The sequence below is a fragment of the Lysinibacillus capsici genome (genome assembly GCF_020217405.1).
GTDB classification, from domain to species: domain Bacteria; phylum Bacillota; class Bacilli; order Bacillales_A; family Planococcaceae; genus Lysinibacillus; species Lysinibacillus capsici.
Genome location: NZ_CP084108.1, coordinates 1,652,783 through 1,668,360, shown reverse-complemented (window position 1 = coordinate 1,668,360; position 15,578 = coordinate 1,652,783). Strand labels below are relative to the sequence as shown.

The 15,578-nt window shown below is 37.2% G+C and carries 14 protein-coding genes and 2 riboswitches; of the genes, 3 read left to right on the top strand and 11 right to left on the bottom strand.

The window, feature by feature from the left end:
• Positions 1-2: 2 nt before the first annotated feature.
• The 3 genes from LCP48_RS07915 to LCP48_RS07905 all read right to left on the bottom strand — a co-directional run bounded on the left by LCP48_RS07915 (position 3) and on the right by LCP48_RS07905 (position 2,658).
• Positions 3-938 (bottom strand): arginine deiminase family protein, encoded by a 936-nt coding sequence (locus LCP48_RS07915; protein ID WP_004232794.1) that lies wholly within the window; start codon positions 936-938, stop codon positions 3-5.
• A gap of 454 nt (positions 939-1,392) precedes the next feature.
• Complete coding sequence (splB, locus tag LCP48_RS07910; RefSeq protein WP_036219626.1) at positions 1,393-2,421, bottom strand: spore photoproduct lyase; 1,029 nt, start codon at positions 2,419-2,421, stop codon at positions 1,393-1,395.
• Between the two features lie 12 nt (positions 2,422-2,433).
• A complete protein-coding gene (locus LCP48_RS07905) occupies positions 2,434-2,658 on the bottom strand; it encodes a transcriptional regulator SplA domain-containing protein (RefSeq protein WP_004232790.1) in 225 nt (74 codons plus the stop codon).
• A gap of 418 nt (positions 2,659-3,076) precedes the next feature.
• Here LCP48_RS07905 and LCP48_RS07900 point away from each other — a divergent pair, with 418 nt between their 5' ends.
• Positions 3,077-6,178, top strand: a complete 3,102-nt coding sequence (locus tag LCP48_RS07900) for a copper amine oxidase N-terminal domain-containing protein (RefSeq protein ID WP_225340842.1) — start codon at positions 3,077-3,079, stop codon at positions 6,176-6,178.
• A 119-nt stretch (positions 6,179-6,297) separates the two neighbouring features.
• On the opposite strand, the gene LCP48_RS07895 is transcribed toward LCP48_RS07900, so the two are convergent.
• From LCP48_RS07895 to ribE, 8 genes are all read right to left on the bottom strand, one after another.
• Complete coding sequence (locus LCP48_RS07895) at positions 6,298-6,768, bottom strand: hypothetical protein (RefSeq protein WP_225340841.1); 471 nt, start codon at positions 6,766-6,768, stop codon at positions 6,298-6,300.
• A 33-nt stretch (positions 6,769-6,801) separates the two neighbouring features.
• A complete protein-coding gene (locus LCP48_RS07890; RefSeq protein WP_225340840.1) occupies positions 6,802-7,143 on the bottom strand; it encodes a GNAT family N-acetyltransferase in 342 nt (113 codons plus the stop codon).
• Positions 7,144-7,156: 13 nt separating this feature from the next.
• Complete coding sequence (locus tag LCP48_RS07885) at positions 7,157-7,705, bottom strand: histidine phosphatase family protein (RefSeq protein ID WP_004232784.1); 549 nt, start codon at positions 7,703-7,705, stop codon at positions 7,157-7,159.
• A gap of 97 nt (positions 7,706-7,802) precedes the next feature.
• Complete coding sequence (locus LCP48_RS07880) at positions 7,803-9,110, bottom strand: ATP-binding protein (RefSeq protein ID WP_004232783.1); 1,308 nt, start codon at positions 9,108-9,110, stop codon at positions 7,803-7,805.
• A gap of 302 nt (positions 9,111-9,412) precedes the next feature.
• Positions 9,413-10,858: a spore germination protein gene (locus tag LCP48_RS07875; protein ID WP_004232782.1), complete on the bottom strand. Its 1,446-nt coding sequence runs from the start codon at positions 10,856-10,858 to the stop codon at positions 9,413-9,415.
• 138 nt (positions 10,859-10,996) lie between these two features.
• Entirely contained in the window at positions 10,997-11,479 is a 483-nt protein-coding gene (gene ribH, locus LCP48_RS07870) for a 6,7-dimethyl-8-ribityllumazine synthase (RefSeq protein ID WP_004232781.1), read from the bottom strand.
• A 15-nt stretch (positions 11,480-11,494) separates the two neighbouring features.
• Entirely contained in the window at positions 11,495-12,124 is a 630-nt protein-coding gene (ribB, locus tag LCP48_RS07865) for a 3,4-dihydroxy-2-butanone-4-phosphate synthase (RefSeq protein ID WP_004232780.1), read from the bottom strand.
• A gap of 24 nt (positions 12,125-12,148) precedes the next feature.
• Positions 12,149-12,787: a riboflavin synthase gene (gene ribE / locus LCP48_RS07860; RefSeq protein WP_004232779.1), complete on the bottom strand. Its 639-nt coding sequence runs from the start codon at positions 12,785-12,787 to the stop codon at positions 12,149-12,151.
• Between the two features lie 200 nt (positions 12,788-12,987).
• Positions 12,988-13,113: riboswitch (FMN riboswitch) on the bottom strand.
• Positions 13,114-13,229: 116 nt separating this feature from the next.
• Positions 13,230-13,355, bottom strand: a riboswitch (FMN riboswitch).
• Between the two features lie 220 nt (positions 13,356-13,575).
• Here ribE and LCP48_RS07855 point away from each other — a divergent pair.
• Both LCP48_RS07855 and LCP48_RS07850 read left to right on the top strand, forming a co-directional pair.
• Complete coding sequence (locus tag LCP48_RS07855; RefSeq protein ID WP_004232775.1) at positions 13,576-14,700, top strand: YibE/F family protein; 1,125 nt, start codon at positions 13,576-13,578, stop codon at positions 14,698-14,700.
• Positions 14,697-15,473 carry a YibE/F family protein gene (locus tag LCP48_RS07850; protein WP_004232773.1) on the top strand — a complete coding sequence of 259 codons (777 nt, stop codon included), beginning with the start codon at positions 14,697-14,699 and terminating at the stop codon, positions 15,471-15,473. The genes LCP48_RS07855 and LCP48_RS07850 overlap by 4 nt, the downstream gene beginning before the upstream one ends.
• The last annotated feature ends 105 nt before the right edge of the window (positions 15,474-15,578 follow it).

Genomic DNA, 15,578 nt, shown 5'->3' with positions numbered 1-15,578 from the left:
CGTTACGTTCTTACCAATGGCAATGTCATACATCGAATGCCACCACCGCCTTTTTCAAGCTCAGTGACATCAACTTCAAGCAAGTTTTTATTCTTCAGTAGTGGATGCGCCAATAATTGTTGTGGCTTTGCCTGCTTACTTATTATGATTGTTTCTGGATTCAGGTTAATAAAGTTGATGTCTGGAATGGTCTTATACGAGTCAAGCCAGTAAACATCCAAACCATGATGCTTTAAAAATGACTCTACCATATCAAAACGATAGCTTTGAACTGTTAATACCTGAACAGGATAATGGCGTACAAAGCTTTTAGCAACAACCAGATTCGCGTTTACAACATTACAATTCATATCTAAATGCAGCGTATCATTGCTTTTCGGTAAATCAATTACGGCAATTTCAGAAAACCCCTCCTGAAAAATGCTTTCCTTTAAGCTTTCGATAGCTTCTATCGATGTTCTCATTCCAAGATTAATAAGCACAGCATCTTTATTTAAAATTAACAAATCTCCGCATTCGAAGGAATGAAGCGGTTGCAAATTAGTTTGCCATTGTTGTGGAAACCATTTTTCTAATAGTGAATGTGCAAGAGGGTACTCTGGTTTTCTAAGTGAGCTTCCAGCATTTCCAAGTAAAAGTCGATTCCCAATGACACAGGCTAGGTCACGCACAAAATAACGATTAAGCAGCTGTTCACTTAATAGCTGCTGATCATGAGCTAGTTCCCTTGCATAATCAAGTACATGTACCCCTGCGTTTTCGAATGTTGTCTTGAATGCCATGAAATTATCCATTGCCTTCTGATGGTTGACTGCATCACTCCAACCAACCTGCTCTGCTATTGTTAAATCCGTTACATCTACGACGGAAGGTGCACATAGCATCACCACTTTCAGTTCTCCATGTTCTGACCAACAATTTAGTTGAAATGAATCCATTCAAGTATTCTCTCCTTCTTCACAACAATCTCTGTTAGCGTTACCATTGACTTTCAGATTATACAAGGACCATAATCAAGAAAATTTCTCCAATTAAATGTAGGTATTAAACAATCGTTTTACCTGGTTTGATGGTTTATTACTGTAAAAAGAATGGAAGGGAGGATGTGAACTTCCTGGTAGTTTGATAAGAATACTGTTAAAAGGACTAGCCATTACGGATTTACAGTTACTAGGTGGTTTTTCACGTACTAATTGTTACCTTAAAGTCAACAGTACGCCGTTACCGCAATTTTTCTATACAAGAGATGGACTCGATCATTTAGTGATTGATTACAATGAATCAGAGACACGGCAATATTTATGTCTTCTCCATTTACCAAACGATTTAAAAGACCTTCGATATATCACATAATTAATTTAGAGAGAAAACAAGCCGTTCTCTCTCTAATTGTCATGTAAAATATTCTAATTTTGCTTGAGGGAAAAATTTCTGCATATAACCATACAAATGCTCTTTTATATCTTCCTCTTCCTCTTTTTGATAGATATATTTACCAATGCCGTATTTACCCCATTTATATCGTCTTACCGTCTCGTCGAGCTCTAGCTTTGTCATTGGATAATTTTTTTCAATCACTCGTTTTGCAGGTTTTGTAAAGCGATGTTGAATAAATTCAAAGGTGATGTCATCGCGCACATCCTTTGGCAATTCAGCATCCAATCGCTCAAACATACGATAATAGCCCTCCTGCCAGCCATCATGAAGATAGATTGGCGCAACAATAAATCCGAGTGGGTATCCAGCTCTTGCCACTTTCCCCGCTGCCTCAATGCGCTTTTCCAATGGTGATGTACCTGGCTCAAAGTGCTTAATCACATAATCAGCATTGACACTAAAACGAAACCTTGTACGACCATTATGCTTGGCATCTAATAAATGATCCACATGATGGAATTTTGTTACAAATCGTAACTGACCTAGCTCACTTTGTCCAAAATGCTCAATGGCTCGCTTTAAGGTATGTGTAAGATGATCAATCCCTACAATGTCAGAAGTACAGGATGCCTCAAAGCGAGTGATGTCAGGTGCTCGTTCTGCCATATAGTGGTCGGCCTGTTCTAGGATTTCATCGACATTGACATACGTCCGAATATAAGGTTTGCTACCCATAGTTGTTTGTAAATAGCAATAATGACAATGTCCCATACAGCCAGTCGCAAATGGGATGGCATATTCCGCTGAGGGCTTAGATGTATCAAACTTTAATGTTTTTCGAATACCCACTACTAAGGTCGATTTTGCTACCCGATACTTTTGAAAATCATTGTCTCCAGGAAGGTTTCTCACTTGATTATGGGAAGTTGTATAGCGAATTTCAATTCCCATCTGCTCAAACTTCTCTTTTAGCTCCTGACCTAATGGATACTGGAGGGCATCTGGCTCAAAATAAACAAGCTGAGGGGTAAATGGCTTCATCATGTGAGTCCTCCCTTAGTGAAAATACTGGTGATAGGCCTGTTCAGCCGCCATCTCGCTTGCAAAAATTACCATGTCATTTGTGATTGGATAATATGTTTCAAATAAAAATAGAGCTAGCTCCTCTGGTTTTTCTGGATGATAAACGACTGCCGCTTCCTGTATATTCGTTACATCTTGAATATGTGGATTGCGGTAAAAAATATAAACAATATCACCCACATCAAATGGTTGTTGCATCTCTTCACCTTCCTCTGCCTTTCCATTAGTTTGGTGAAAGTGTACAAAAAATATGTCATAAAAAATTTAGTTGGTAAAATCCAATATATTTTCGGTTATTTTTTAATAAAATAGCAAGCTAGTGATGGTATAAACAATTATGAACAAGAAAATTGCCACTGCCTAAGCATTGTAACGTCGTCCTTCAATTTAACCTGCTTTATTCAACTCTCCTGCGTTGAATGGTGGGACGATATCCACTCAGAATCCCCTAACTCTTTTCAGTCCAGTTATAAGGAAAATAAGCCAGAAAAAGTATCCATACTGCGTGTGGTTAAATTTCCCTCAAAAGGCAAAAGGGTGAAACTTTTATGTTGCTCATACGTTAAATTAGGTGTCATGCTAAGTCAATCAAATGGCATGCAGAAGGGTGGAATTTATGAAAAAAATATGGACTTTACTTTTTGCTGCGATACTAATTGTACCGTTATTATTGCAGCCGGCAACCGCACAAGCGGCAAAAGCCATCACAATTAATGTGGATGGGGTTCAATTAAAAACCGATCAGCCACCAGCGATGATTCAAGGACGTGTTATGTTGCCACTTAGAGCGATCTTTGAAGCATTGAATGCAAGCGTAAACTGGGACCAAAAGACTCAAACAGTCACAGGGATAAAAGGTGATACAACGGTAGTTCTCAAGATTAAATCAAAGACAGCTACTATTAATAACCAGACCGTAACGCTTGATGTACCAGCACAGGTATTAAAAGGTAGAACAATGGTGCCAGTTCGCTTCGTCAGTGAAGCACTTGGTCAGGATGTTGATTGGAACTCGGAAAAGCAGCAAGTATCTATTAAAACTGACAAAGACACTCCAAGTAATAATAGTATTGCTCCAGTGAGCAATGTGTCAGTTCGAGATGTGAATGATCAGGGAGATGGGCGTGATCTTGAGGTTAACTTCACTAAATCGTCTACAGAATCATACGTAGATCATTATCGGGTTATGGTTGTGAAGGCTTCTAAAAGTTTTAATGTTTCATCAGCTCTGAAAGTCTCCTCTTCTAATTATTCGGTGGTATCGACTTCAAATTCGAATCGTGCCGTAACTTTATCGCAAAGCTCACGAGATGTGGACGGAGACTACATAAAAAATGATCAGTCTTATGTGGTTTATATACTTGCCATTGGCAAAGGTTCTTATTCTAGCGTATTATCAACTTCTTCTCCGAAGATTACACTAACAAACATGTCTACTGTTACTGCGGTAACAAATGTGAAGATTAGCGATATTAACGATTTTGGCGATGGACGTGATGTCTCAGTTAGCTTTACTCGTCCACAAAATGATAGCAATACTTCCAATTACCGTGTGTTTATAGTAAAGACCAAGGATGCTAACAATTTTAGTCTTACCACTGCGAATAATTTATCCAGCAATTATTATACAACAGTGGAAAAATCAGGAAGCAATGACAGTACGTTGATAGCAACTCTGTCCTCCTCAACACGAGATACTTCAGGTGACTTTATAAAGCATAACGAATCCTACACAGCGTTCGTTATGTCTGTAAGTAATACGAATTCGGGCATGAATAAACTCTCGCCTGCTTCATTATCAGTAACGCTTACTGTATCTACTCCGACTATTACACAAGTTGATGATGTTAATGATTTTGGTGATGGACGCGATTTGAGAGTTAGCTTCAACAAAGTGTCTGATGAATCTAATGTTAACTCTTACCGAATTTTTGTTGTAAGAGCTAACAACTATACGAACTTTACATTGACAAAAGCCAACAGTTTATCTAACACTTATTACACACAAGTGAACAAAACAGGCAACAATATTACTCAGGTACTCTCTGCAGGGGCAAAAGATACTGACGGTTATACCATTCAAAATGGCGTTAGCTATCGTGTATTTATTATGGCAGTAAATAACAACTCTGCAAATAATATGCTATCTTCAGCCTCCAATACGATTTCGCTGCTTAGCAACAATGTGGGTGCAGTGTCGAATATTATTGCCAGCGATGTGAGCGATTATGGTACCGGTCGCGACCTCTTTGTGTCATTCAATAAAGCTGTTGATGAGACACCTATTAATCACTATCGAATTATGGTGGTACCAACAGCAAATTACAATAGTTTTAGTCTGACGGATGCTAATAGCGTATCCAGCAGCAATTACACGACTATTAACAAAACTGGGAAATCCACATATGAGCAAGCGTTATCTGAAAATACTCGGGATGTACGCGGAAATTCTATTAAAGAAGGTACGAACTACCGTATCTATGTATTGACGGTTGCCAATGGAAATACCATAGGAAACAATGCGCTAACTGCCGCAACATCTACGATTACACTAACTAAAAACTTCACTGTGCAAGCTGTAACTAATCTAAATGTTGCAGATATAGATGATAAAGGGGATGGCCGTGATGTGCAAGTAACATTCACGAAGCCTACGGATGAATCGAATGTTAATCATTATCGGATTCTAATGGTACCAACTGCATATTACAGTAGCTTTAATCTTTCACAAGCCAATAGTAGCTCTTATTACATCACAGAAGGCAAAGGTGGAAATTTAGTAGCAAATAGAACATTGGATGGGATTAGGGATGTACGAGGGAATTTTATTACAGAAGGAACTAGCTATCGCGTCTATGTACTGACTGTTGCAAATGGTAACTCTTCAAATGCCTATGCACTGTCCTCTCCTTCATCTGTGATTACAATTAGTAAAAGCAAAGCTGTTCAGGCAGTAAGCAATATTAATGTAAGCGATGTTGGTGATTCTGGAGATGGTCGAGATCTACAGATATCGTTTACAAAACCTTCTGATGAATCAAATATAGATAGTTACCGTATTCTAGTTGTACCCGCATCAAAGGCAAATGACTTTGATCTGAACACGGCTATTAGAGCAACTAATTATACAGCTTGGGGTAAAGGCCAGTATAGTATGAAATTGGGAGCTACTAGTAAAGATACAGACGGTAGACTTATAACGAATGGCGAAGAATATCGCGTATATATATTGTCTGTAGGTAGTGGAAATTCTAAGGAAATGTATAGCTTATCCTACCCATCTTCCTACATTGCTTTGGAAGACCTTTCAGCCTCTGGATCAGTGGAGAAAGTGACACTTAGTATTTTGAATAAGGGATATAAATATAACGATATAAACATTAGCTTTGATGTCAAAAATAGTCAAAGCGTAACGGAGTATAGGGTGTTTATGTTACCTAAGGATAAAGCAGATAGTTTCAAATTGGAGGATGCTATTAAAAGTACACATAGTACTAGAATTTTTCCGAATAGCCTTCCCAACGTTAGCCAAGCGCTAAGCACACCTTTAGATGCATTTGGTAATCAACTTGATTCATCTACAGAATATGTTGCTAAGGTTCTGATTTTGGCGAAAGGAACTTATTCGCTATCAAACATATCCAATAATTCCGTGCAACTCCAGAAATCTCCTGATAATATCAATAATGAGGCGTCCCAAGACCCTCAAATTAATTAATTGGTCCATTATTTTTTATAGCAGGTACTCCCTATGGCGTATACATCACCATAGGGAGTACTTTCTTGTTTTGTAATAATGGATTACTTTTTATGGCTCGTATACTGAACGACAACTTCCTATAGTTCCTTTGTCATCTGTACCTGCTCTGTTGTCACCTTTAATCCTTGCTTCAATAAATAGCTCGTTGCTGGATTGCTCGCTAAGAAATTCACTGTCGTCAAATGGACTTTATCTGTTGTAATACTTGCTAAAAACTGCGGGAGTAAATCTACATTACTATCTTCTAGTATTACCAATTGGTAAAGTAGAATATGTTCCACCTCACCACATTCATTCCACAAGGTTTTGTATAGCATATAGCCCAGTGGTTCATTGCTATCATTATAAAACACCCTTGCTTCTCCCTGCTTTACGCTCTGCCAGCTACACTGCCATGGAACATTTTCCTGATAGAAAGATCGATGTGCTAGCTGCTCTGGGCGAATGGCCTCTATTTGAAGGGCTACTGTAGGTATCGCCTTCGCTTCATACTCGCCGCTTAAAAATAGTAATTGATTGGCAACCACATAGCCATATTTTTTATACAAAGCAATGGCTACTTGATTTTCCTTAATCGCTTCTTACGTGCCCAATTCAACATTTTCTCGCTTATAGATAGCTAGGGTTTCCTCCATTAGTAGGCGCGAGACTCCCTTACCACGATACGCTGGAGAAATACCAGTCCCCCCATTCCAAGCTGTTTTTTGGCCGTCGATGGTACGAAAGCCATTCATCACAATGGCAATTGGTTCCTCTTGATCAAAAACAACGATAGAATGCTCAGGAGATAACCCCTCCCCCACTAGTCGCTGTAAAAACATTTCTGCTGTCATATTAATTTCAATAAAATAACCTTCAAAGCCTTTGTTCCATGCTTTCAATACTTCATCTAATGTGCATTGTGCAACTGTTTTAATCTTCATACTCTCCCTCTTTTCAAATGGAATCTAATGCTGCTAAATTTTCTAAGGTTAGTTTTCTCAAAATCTCATAACCTTGTCCTTGACCTTTAGGCTTTATGACAACCGTCCCCATATTCGAAATGATACCCAGCCCCACATCTTTTGGAAAGCTATGACCAATAATTATGTTGTTTATCCCCTCGGGTGGGATGATTTCCAGCATTGTAGTAGAAATCGTTAATATACTGCTTTGCACTACTGTAGGAAGACTGCCACCTAGCATAAAGATTTCAAACAAGAAGGGGTCAATTTGGATATTGCTGTTTGGAAATGCCAAACGTGCTGTTTCAATGGTCCGACAAAAAGGACTGGTAGTGATGGTGGAAAGGATGGGAATTTGCCAATAGCGTAGCATTTGACCATAATAAATTGCCTCCCTACGACCTTGTTCTGATAAATTCCGTTGATTTTGACAACTTTGAAATGTACCATATGCTTGATCTACACCAATAGTTGCTGTCCCGTGTCTTGCATATAAAGTGAGCCCACCCCTTCTCAATAACGCTAGGAGACCCTTTTCCATTTTCTTCATCTCCTTCATCATATCACTTTCTACTTTGTAATGTATGTGCTATACATAGAAAAAACTCCCCACAACTTTTTGTAGGAAGCTTTTTTTGTTATTTTATTGGAATTCTGACAATAGCAGTCGTTTCTGAATGTTTTGATGAATCAATTGAAATATGACCATTATATTTAGTAACAATTTCTTTGACAATAAATAAGCCTTGTCCTCTTAGTCTACCATTCTCATGTTTTTTCGTTGAAAATCCTTGTTTAAATATTTGATCAGGATTCGCAATATTTGGCCCTGTATTGGTAATTTTAAATTCATACTGTGATTCATCTGCAGTACAGCAAATCTTAATTTTACGTTGTTCCTCAGGTAAGTCAACAGCAGCATCAATCGCATTATCAATTAAATTGGATAGAATCTTGATTAAATCTGTCGTTTTAATCCTATTAAAGTCATTTTGAGAAATCGTAAAATCCATATCAATATGATGATTTTGAGCCGTTAATTTCTTCGTTTGCAATAAGATGGACAAACCTGGATGATCAATATTTAATTTTAATGACTTAATCGCTTGCACTTCTTTCGATAGTGAGGATAAATATTGTTTCGCCTGATCTGTTTTTTCTAATTGTAATAAACCATGTAACACTTGAATATGGTTTGTAAAATCATGACGTAGGGACGACACCGAAGTAATCAATGTTTTGATTTCTGCTAGATACGTGTCTTCTGTAGCGCCAACTTCCTTCGCCACCTCTTTTTGATACCATCTTTGTAAAAATAAAAAAGAACCGATGACAATTAAAATAAGTACACCATTAAAAATAAAATTAAATAGGTTGTCTTCAATGACTTTACCCTTAATACCATTTAGCGTATCTGCACTAATGTCAATGCCTAAATACCCGATAATTGTTCCATTATCATCTTTGATGGGTGCACCAACAGATAAATAAGACCCATGTTTAGAATCATGAATTACCTCTGTAACATAGGTTTCACCATTATAGGCCTTTTCTACATGCTTTGCAGGAACAGTACAAACCACGCCAATACCGAAGCCCTCTTTCATTTCTTTTGGCATGCCTGTAATCATGGCTATAGATACTTCAGGATTATCCACCTTTAAAGTGTAAACAAATAGTGCACCTAATTTGATCCTAGCATCGTTTAAATAATTTCTTACTTTCCAATAATAATCATTTTCCTGTGGATTATTTAAAAATTGCTGATAGGCATCCGTATCAATGGATGCAGCAATAGAATGGGCTGCCTCTAAACTTTGATTGGCAATCGACTCTTCAACGGTCTTTTTTATTTTTACATAGGATGTAAAGACGTTTAAACTTGTAAACAAACATAATAAAATCGTTGATAGAATTAATATTAGTTTTATTTTTCTATTTTTCATAAAAAACGGTACTTCCTCATCTATAAATATTCTAGAATATTATTATATTATAATTAACTCTATTTTTTTGTTTGTAAAGCAAACATTGCTTGTATATCCTACATAAATTAAAACACAAAATCAATTTTTATTTTATTCATACCCAAAATTACACACTGTAACAAATAGTTTAATAATCCCTGACAAGAAAGTAAACTAAAAAGGTAAGCAATAATCTTTTATGTCTCATTTCCTAATTTAAATGGAAAATTAAAAGACTAACAAAAAGATCAGGTATCCACTATACCTGATCTTTAATAAAATTACTTATTTTTTTTTCCCGATGTACGTGTTCGATCCTGGGGCTTTAAAAAGGCTGGCCGTTTACTGTAGCCCTTTGGAGAAGGCCGTAGTAATGACCTAGCAACATCCTCCTTTTCGAAATCGGCACTAAAGTTAATATATGGCACTCCCAAGACTCTCATATTTGCAGTGTATAAAAGAATGAAAAACACGGATATAAAAAAACCAAATAAACCAAAAAACGCCGAAGCCATAATAATGATTAATCGAAAAATACTCATAGCCGTCACAAAGGATTGATTGACCAATGTAAATGCAGCGATACTAGAAATGGCAATTACAACAATCATTGAGGGGCTTGTAACACCTGCTTTAATAGCAGCATCTCCAATAATTAGCCCCCCTACCACACTAACTGAGCCACTGACTGCACTTGGAAGACGTAAGTTGGCTTCACGAAACAATTCAAACATAAATAGCATCATTAAAATTTCTAGAATAGTTGGGAAAGGCAATCCCGTTCTCGATTCGACAACTGTTGCAAGTAGTAGAAATGGAAGCTGTTCTTGATGATAAGTCGTCAATGCAAGCCAAAAACCTGGCAGTAGCATACTTATTAATATCCCGACAATTCTGAGTAATCGTTCCATCGAGCTAACAATGATTGGGTACTCATTATCCTCTGCTGATTTAAAGAGTAACATAATATTCGTAGGTGTAATCATGGCATAGGACACACCATCAATCATTAAGAGTATTCTTCCTCTAATTAACGCCTGCATAGCAAAATCAGGTCTACCTGTATAATCATGTCTTGGAAGAATGGTCGCAGTCTTTTCAACTGTTTCCATTAATAAGTCGCCATTGATAACAATATCCGTATCAATTTTTTGTAATTGAAGTCGAATTTGTTCCAGCATATCTAAATTTACGATGTCTTCCATATATAATATGGCTACGGTTGTTTTAGAACGCTTGCCAATTTCTAATGTCTCTACACTAAAAGAATTAGTGGGTAATCGTTTTCTTAATAAAGCAATATTAATAAAAACGTCTTCAATAAAGTCATCTCTAGGTCCCTTTACTACTAGTTCTAATGTTGTTTCCCCGGGCTCTCGATTGGGTCTTTTTGAAATATCACTAGAATAAAGTAATTGATTTTCTTCAAAATACAATAAGACATGTCCTTTATAGACCCTAGTTACCGCATCCTCTTTCGATAAAATCTTTTGTAAATAGGGTATGTGTAAATGCTGTTCGATTTCTTCCTCTAGCATGTCCTCAGTGACATTGCTTAACAAAGATTGAACACGTTGAACAACCACAGTTTGAAGAATTTGCTCATTGACCATTGCATCACAAGTTATCAAATGTACTGTATATTGCTGAAAATTATATTGTTGGAAAATCACATCAGCAGAGCGTTGAAATAGTGATTTCAACATTTTCAAATTAATTTGTTCCATTGATGAAATACTTCTCATCTCCTACTGAGCCAGCTCAAGATTAGTACATTTATGAAAACAATCACATTCAATAAATACACTTAAGCATATTTTTCCCATGGTTGTTCAAAATATTCAAAGAAACAAATGTTGTGACGACTATTCAAATTGTCCTGAACCAATCATTTTCTTTAGATTTGCCATCTCAATTGCAGACATTGCCGCATCATAGCCTTTATTACCAGATTTCGTTCCTGCACGTTCAATTGCCTGTTCAATATTTTCGGTAGTAACAATTCCAAAAATAACAGGTACATTCGTTGACAATGACACATTGGCAATGCCTTTTGCAGATTCATTACAAACATAGTCATAGTGTGTTGTAGAGCCACGAATAACAGTACCTAAACCAATAATGGCATCATATTTCTTTGTTTCTGCCAGTTGTTTTGCCATAAAAGGAACTTCAAAAGCCCCTGGTACCCATGCAACATCAATAAATGCAGGATCAACCCCATGACGAGTTAAACCATCCATTGCCCCATCCAATAATTTGCTAGTAATGAACTCATTAAAACGACCCACTACTACTGCAATTTTCAAATCCGTTCCAATTAATTGTGCTTCAAATGTTTGACCCATTGTTTTTTCTCCTTTTTACATAGAAATTTTAGATTTATTAGTGGATAATTGTTTACGATATGCAACCAATGCTTCTATCGATATCATTTTTAAGCCATGATGTGCAGCGAACTTTGTCAGTTCTTCAAACCGAAGCATGTGCCCATCATCCCCCATAATTTCGCAAATAACACCTGCTGGTACACTATCACAAAGCTTCGCTAGATCAATCGTCGCCTCTGTGTGCCCTCTCCGTTGCAGCACTCCTTGCTCTTTCGCAATCAACGGAAAAATATGGCCTGGTCGACGAAAATCAGTCGGCTTAGCTTGCTTTTCTATCATCCTTTGTATCGTTAGCGCACGCTCAAAGGCGCTAATCCCTGTCGTTGTTTCTACATGGTCGATGCTTATCGTAAATGCGGTTTGATGGTTATCCGTATTGTGCTGAACCATTGGATATAAATCTAGCTTTTGTGCAAGCTGCTGCGAAATCGGCGTACAAATTAAACCTCTACCATTGGTTGCCATAAAGTTGATTGTTGCTGGTGTGATGAATTCAGCGAGTGCCAGAAGATCTCCTTCATTTTCTCGATCCTCATCATCAACCACCACAATCATATTGCCGTGCCTTAAATCCTCTATGGCTTCTTCAATTGAATGTAGCATGATGATCAACTCCTATTCTATGATTTAAAAACCATGTTGTGCTAAATAATCTCTTGTAATAGCTGGCGTTGTTTGCCCTTTTTTTAATTGCCCTATAATGTATTTTCCGACTAAATCGGTTTCAATATTAACGATTGCTCCAACCCTCTTCAAACCTAAAACGGTTTCTTTGTAAGTATGAGGAATGAGCGAAATCGTGACACTATTGGCTTCAACATGAAAAAGGGTTAAGCTTGTGCCATCAATTGTTATGGAACCCTTTGGAATACAAAAGTTGGTTAGTTCCTCAGACATTTCGATATCAATATAAACGGCGTTTGCCACTGGACGTTTTCGCAAAATTTTGCCGACTCCATCAACATGACCAGCAACAAAATGACCTCCAAATCGTCCATTAGCAGGCATGGCCCGCTCCAAATTAACAGAATCACCTATTGCCAGCTGCTGTAAATTTGTTGCTTTGACTGTTTCAGGCATAACATCCATCGTAAGCTGCTGTTGTGTGAAATGTGTCACCGTTAAACAAACTCCATTGACCGCTATACTGTCACCAAGCTTGACATCCTCCGTTATCTTGGCTGATTGAATCGTAATTTTCATACTGTTCCGATCGCTTTGCACGGCTTTTATGATACCAATATCCTCTACAAGTCCAGTAAACATTCCATCACCTACTCTACTTTATTAGCACTTCTATTCTTTACTTTTAAAGTTGATCCACCTTTTTTTGTGCCTTATCCTTCTCCCTTCTCTCGTTAACAATATAAAAATAAAAACCCCTTTACATCAAAGGGGTTTTGGGAGTATAAGACATCAACAAATAAGCCTATTTGAAAACAATTTTTTCATAGACTGTTATCTCATTCGTTCTTCTCCCATCCAGACTATCACTGTCGGTTTTGGATTTGCACCAAATCAGCTTGCGCTCACGGACTTTGAATTGCTTCATCACCGCCGATTGGGAATTTCACCCTACCCCGAAGAACATCTTCTATTCGATTGTAGCTAAATAAAAAAACTTCCCACAAGGTGATTGGGAAGTTTTGTAATAAATGCATAGTCAAATAAACCTTCTAAATTAGAATCAATTTAAAAAGTTCGCATTTTTACCCTTCTCCCATCCAGACTGTAACTGTCGGTTTTGGATTTGCACCAAATCAGCTTGCGCTCACGGACTTTGAATTGCTTCATCACCGCCGATCGGGAATTTCACCCTACCCCGAAGAATATTTTTATTTAGCTAGTCTTACGATAACACTATTTTATTATATTATCCATCCTTCTTTTTAAATTTTTTTGGAAGCATAAATTTTAAACAGCTCTGACGAGACTTAAAAAATGTAAAAGATGTTATTAAAATGATGACATTTAACCTGTTAATGGAACTTCTTAATCAAAAAAACGTTCCTTTACAAGTGACTATTCAGTGTAGCCGTTTGGAGGTCATTTACTTGACATTTTTAAAAAATATACCTTTTAAACAAGCTATTTTCTATGCCCTATTAGCATTCTGTTGTGGGGTTTCGATTGTTTTCGTACATCATAATGAACAATTTTATGATCGACCGATAGCGAAAATAACGCAAGTGGATGTAACAAAATCAGAACCAATGACAGACATGTATGAAAATAGGGATTTTTTATTTACACAGGAAATTATGGCCATTATCAAAAATGGTCAGCATAAGGGGCAATCCATTCATTTGACGAATGACTATTCTTCGTCTGGTGCTTTTGATCAAGAATACCATGTAGGCAATGAAATCTTTGTCACGCTAGATGGTCGCACAGCACAATCAGTTTTAACAGGAACCATTGTCGATTTAAAACGTGATCAAACCATGGTAATGATTGCATGGATTTTTATTTTTGCCCTACTTATTATAGGTAAAAGACAAGGCTTATTTTCTATCATTAGCCTGGTGGTCAATGCTGTGATTTTATCATTCGCATTAGATCTTTATGTGAAGCATGGGGGCGTAAGCCTATTAGTAGTCAGCGGCATTTGTGCGGTGCTATTTACAATTATCTCGCTACTACTTATTAGTGGATTAAATACAAAAACATATGTAGCCATCGTGTCCACACTTTTAGGCACTATTCTAGCGCTTATCATAAGCTCTATTGTAATGTGGTTGACAGGTGAAAATGGTCTTCGTTATGAAGAAATGCAATTTTTAACGCGTCCCTATCGTACCGTCTTTATGGCAGGTTTATTTATTGGCTCACTCGGGGCAGTAATGGATGTTTCTATTACAATGGCTTCCTCGATTTTTGCTTTATACGAGCAAGATCCTACGATCCCTGTCAAAGCACTTAAATCTTCGGGACATGAAATCGGTAAAGATATCATGGGTACTATTACAAGTATTTTATTCTTTGCCTACCTTTGCGGCTCCATACCTATGATTATTCTCTATTTAAAAAATTCTTCCACATTAGGGCTTACATTGTCCTTAAATCTTTCTTTAGAATTAGACCGTGCCTTAGCAGGGGGTATTGGTGTTGTCCTTACGATTCCTATTAGTCTGTATACCGCTATATTTTTCATTAATCGAAAGAGGGTTCGAGAATGAATGTTGTCGTCTTATTAGCAGTTATATTGTGCGTGTTAATGGTTCTAGTCGGCGGTAGACAGGGGATACGCTCATTTCTTTCTTTATTCCTAAACTTTGGTGTACTCTTTGTCACCATTTTTTTAATGACAAACCCTAAAAATAGCCCTATCATCTTGACGTTTATTGCCTGTACGATCATTAGCTGTATTAGCCTTTTCTATATCAATAAAACAAATAGTAAAACCATTACAGCCTTTATCTCGACGATGGTGACGATAGTTGTGTTACTACTCTTTATTACCTTTGTAACGGAAAAGTCGATGATCCAAGGGTTTGGCGAAGAATCAACTGAAGAAATCAGCATCTTTTCTCTCTACATTGGTGTTAATTTTGTGCAGATTGGTGCATCAGTCATCATTATGAGTACGATAGGTGCCATTATGGATGTAGCTATTTCTATCGCTACCTCCATGCATGAGATTTTTTATCGTAATCCTTCGATTAGTAGAAAAAACCTATTTGCAGCTGGCTTAAGTATAGGAAGAGATATATTAGGAACCGATACCAATACGTTATTTTTTGCTTTCTTTGGTGGCTATTTAAGCTTGTTAATCTGGTTCAAGGACCTCTCCTATTCGATTGGAGAAATTGTTAACTCCAAAGTTTTTAGTGCAGAAATGACAACCATTTTTTGTGCAGGTATCGGCATTGCACTGATTATTCCGATTGCCTCCTGCATCAATGCCTATTATTTAATTCGTACACGCGAAAAAGCAGAAAAACTTTTATAAAAATTACCAGCACCTATCATAAAACAAAATAATGCCGAGGTGTCTCAATGGACTTTTGAGACACCTCTTTTCGTTGTAGCATTTCCATTGCAATCGCCTCATTTT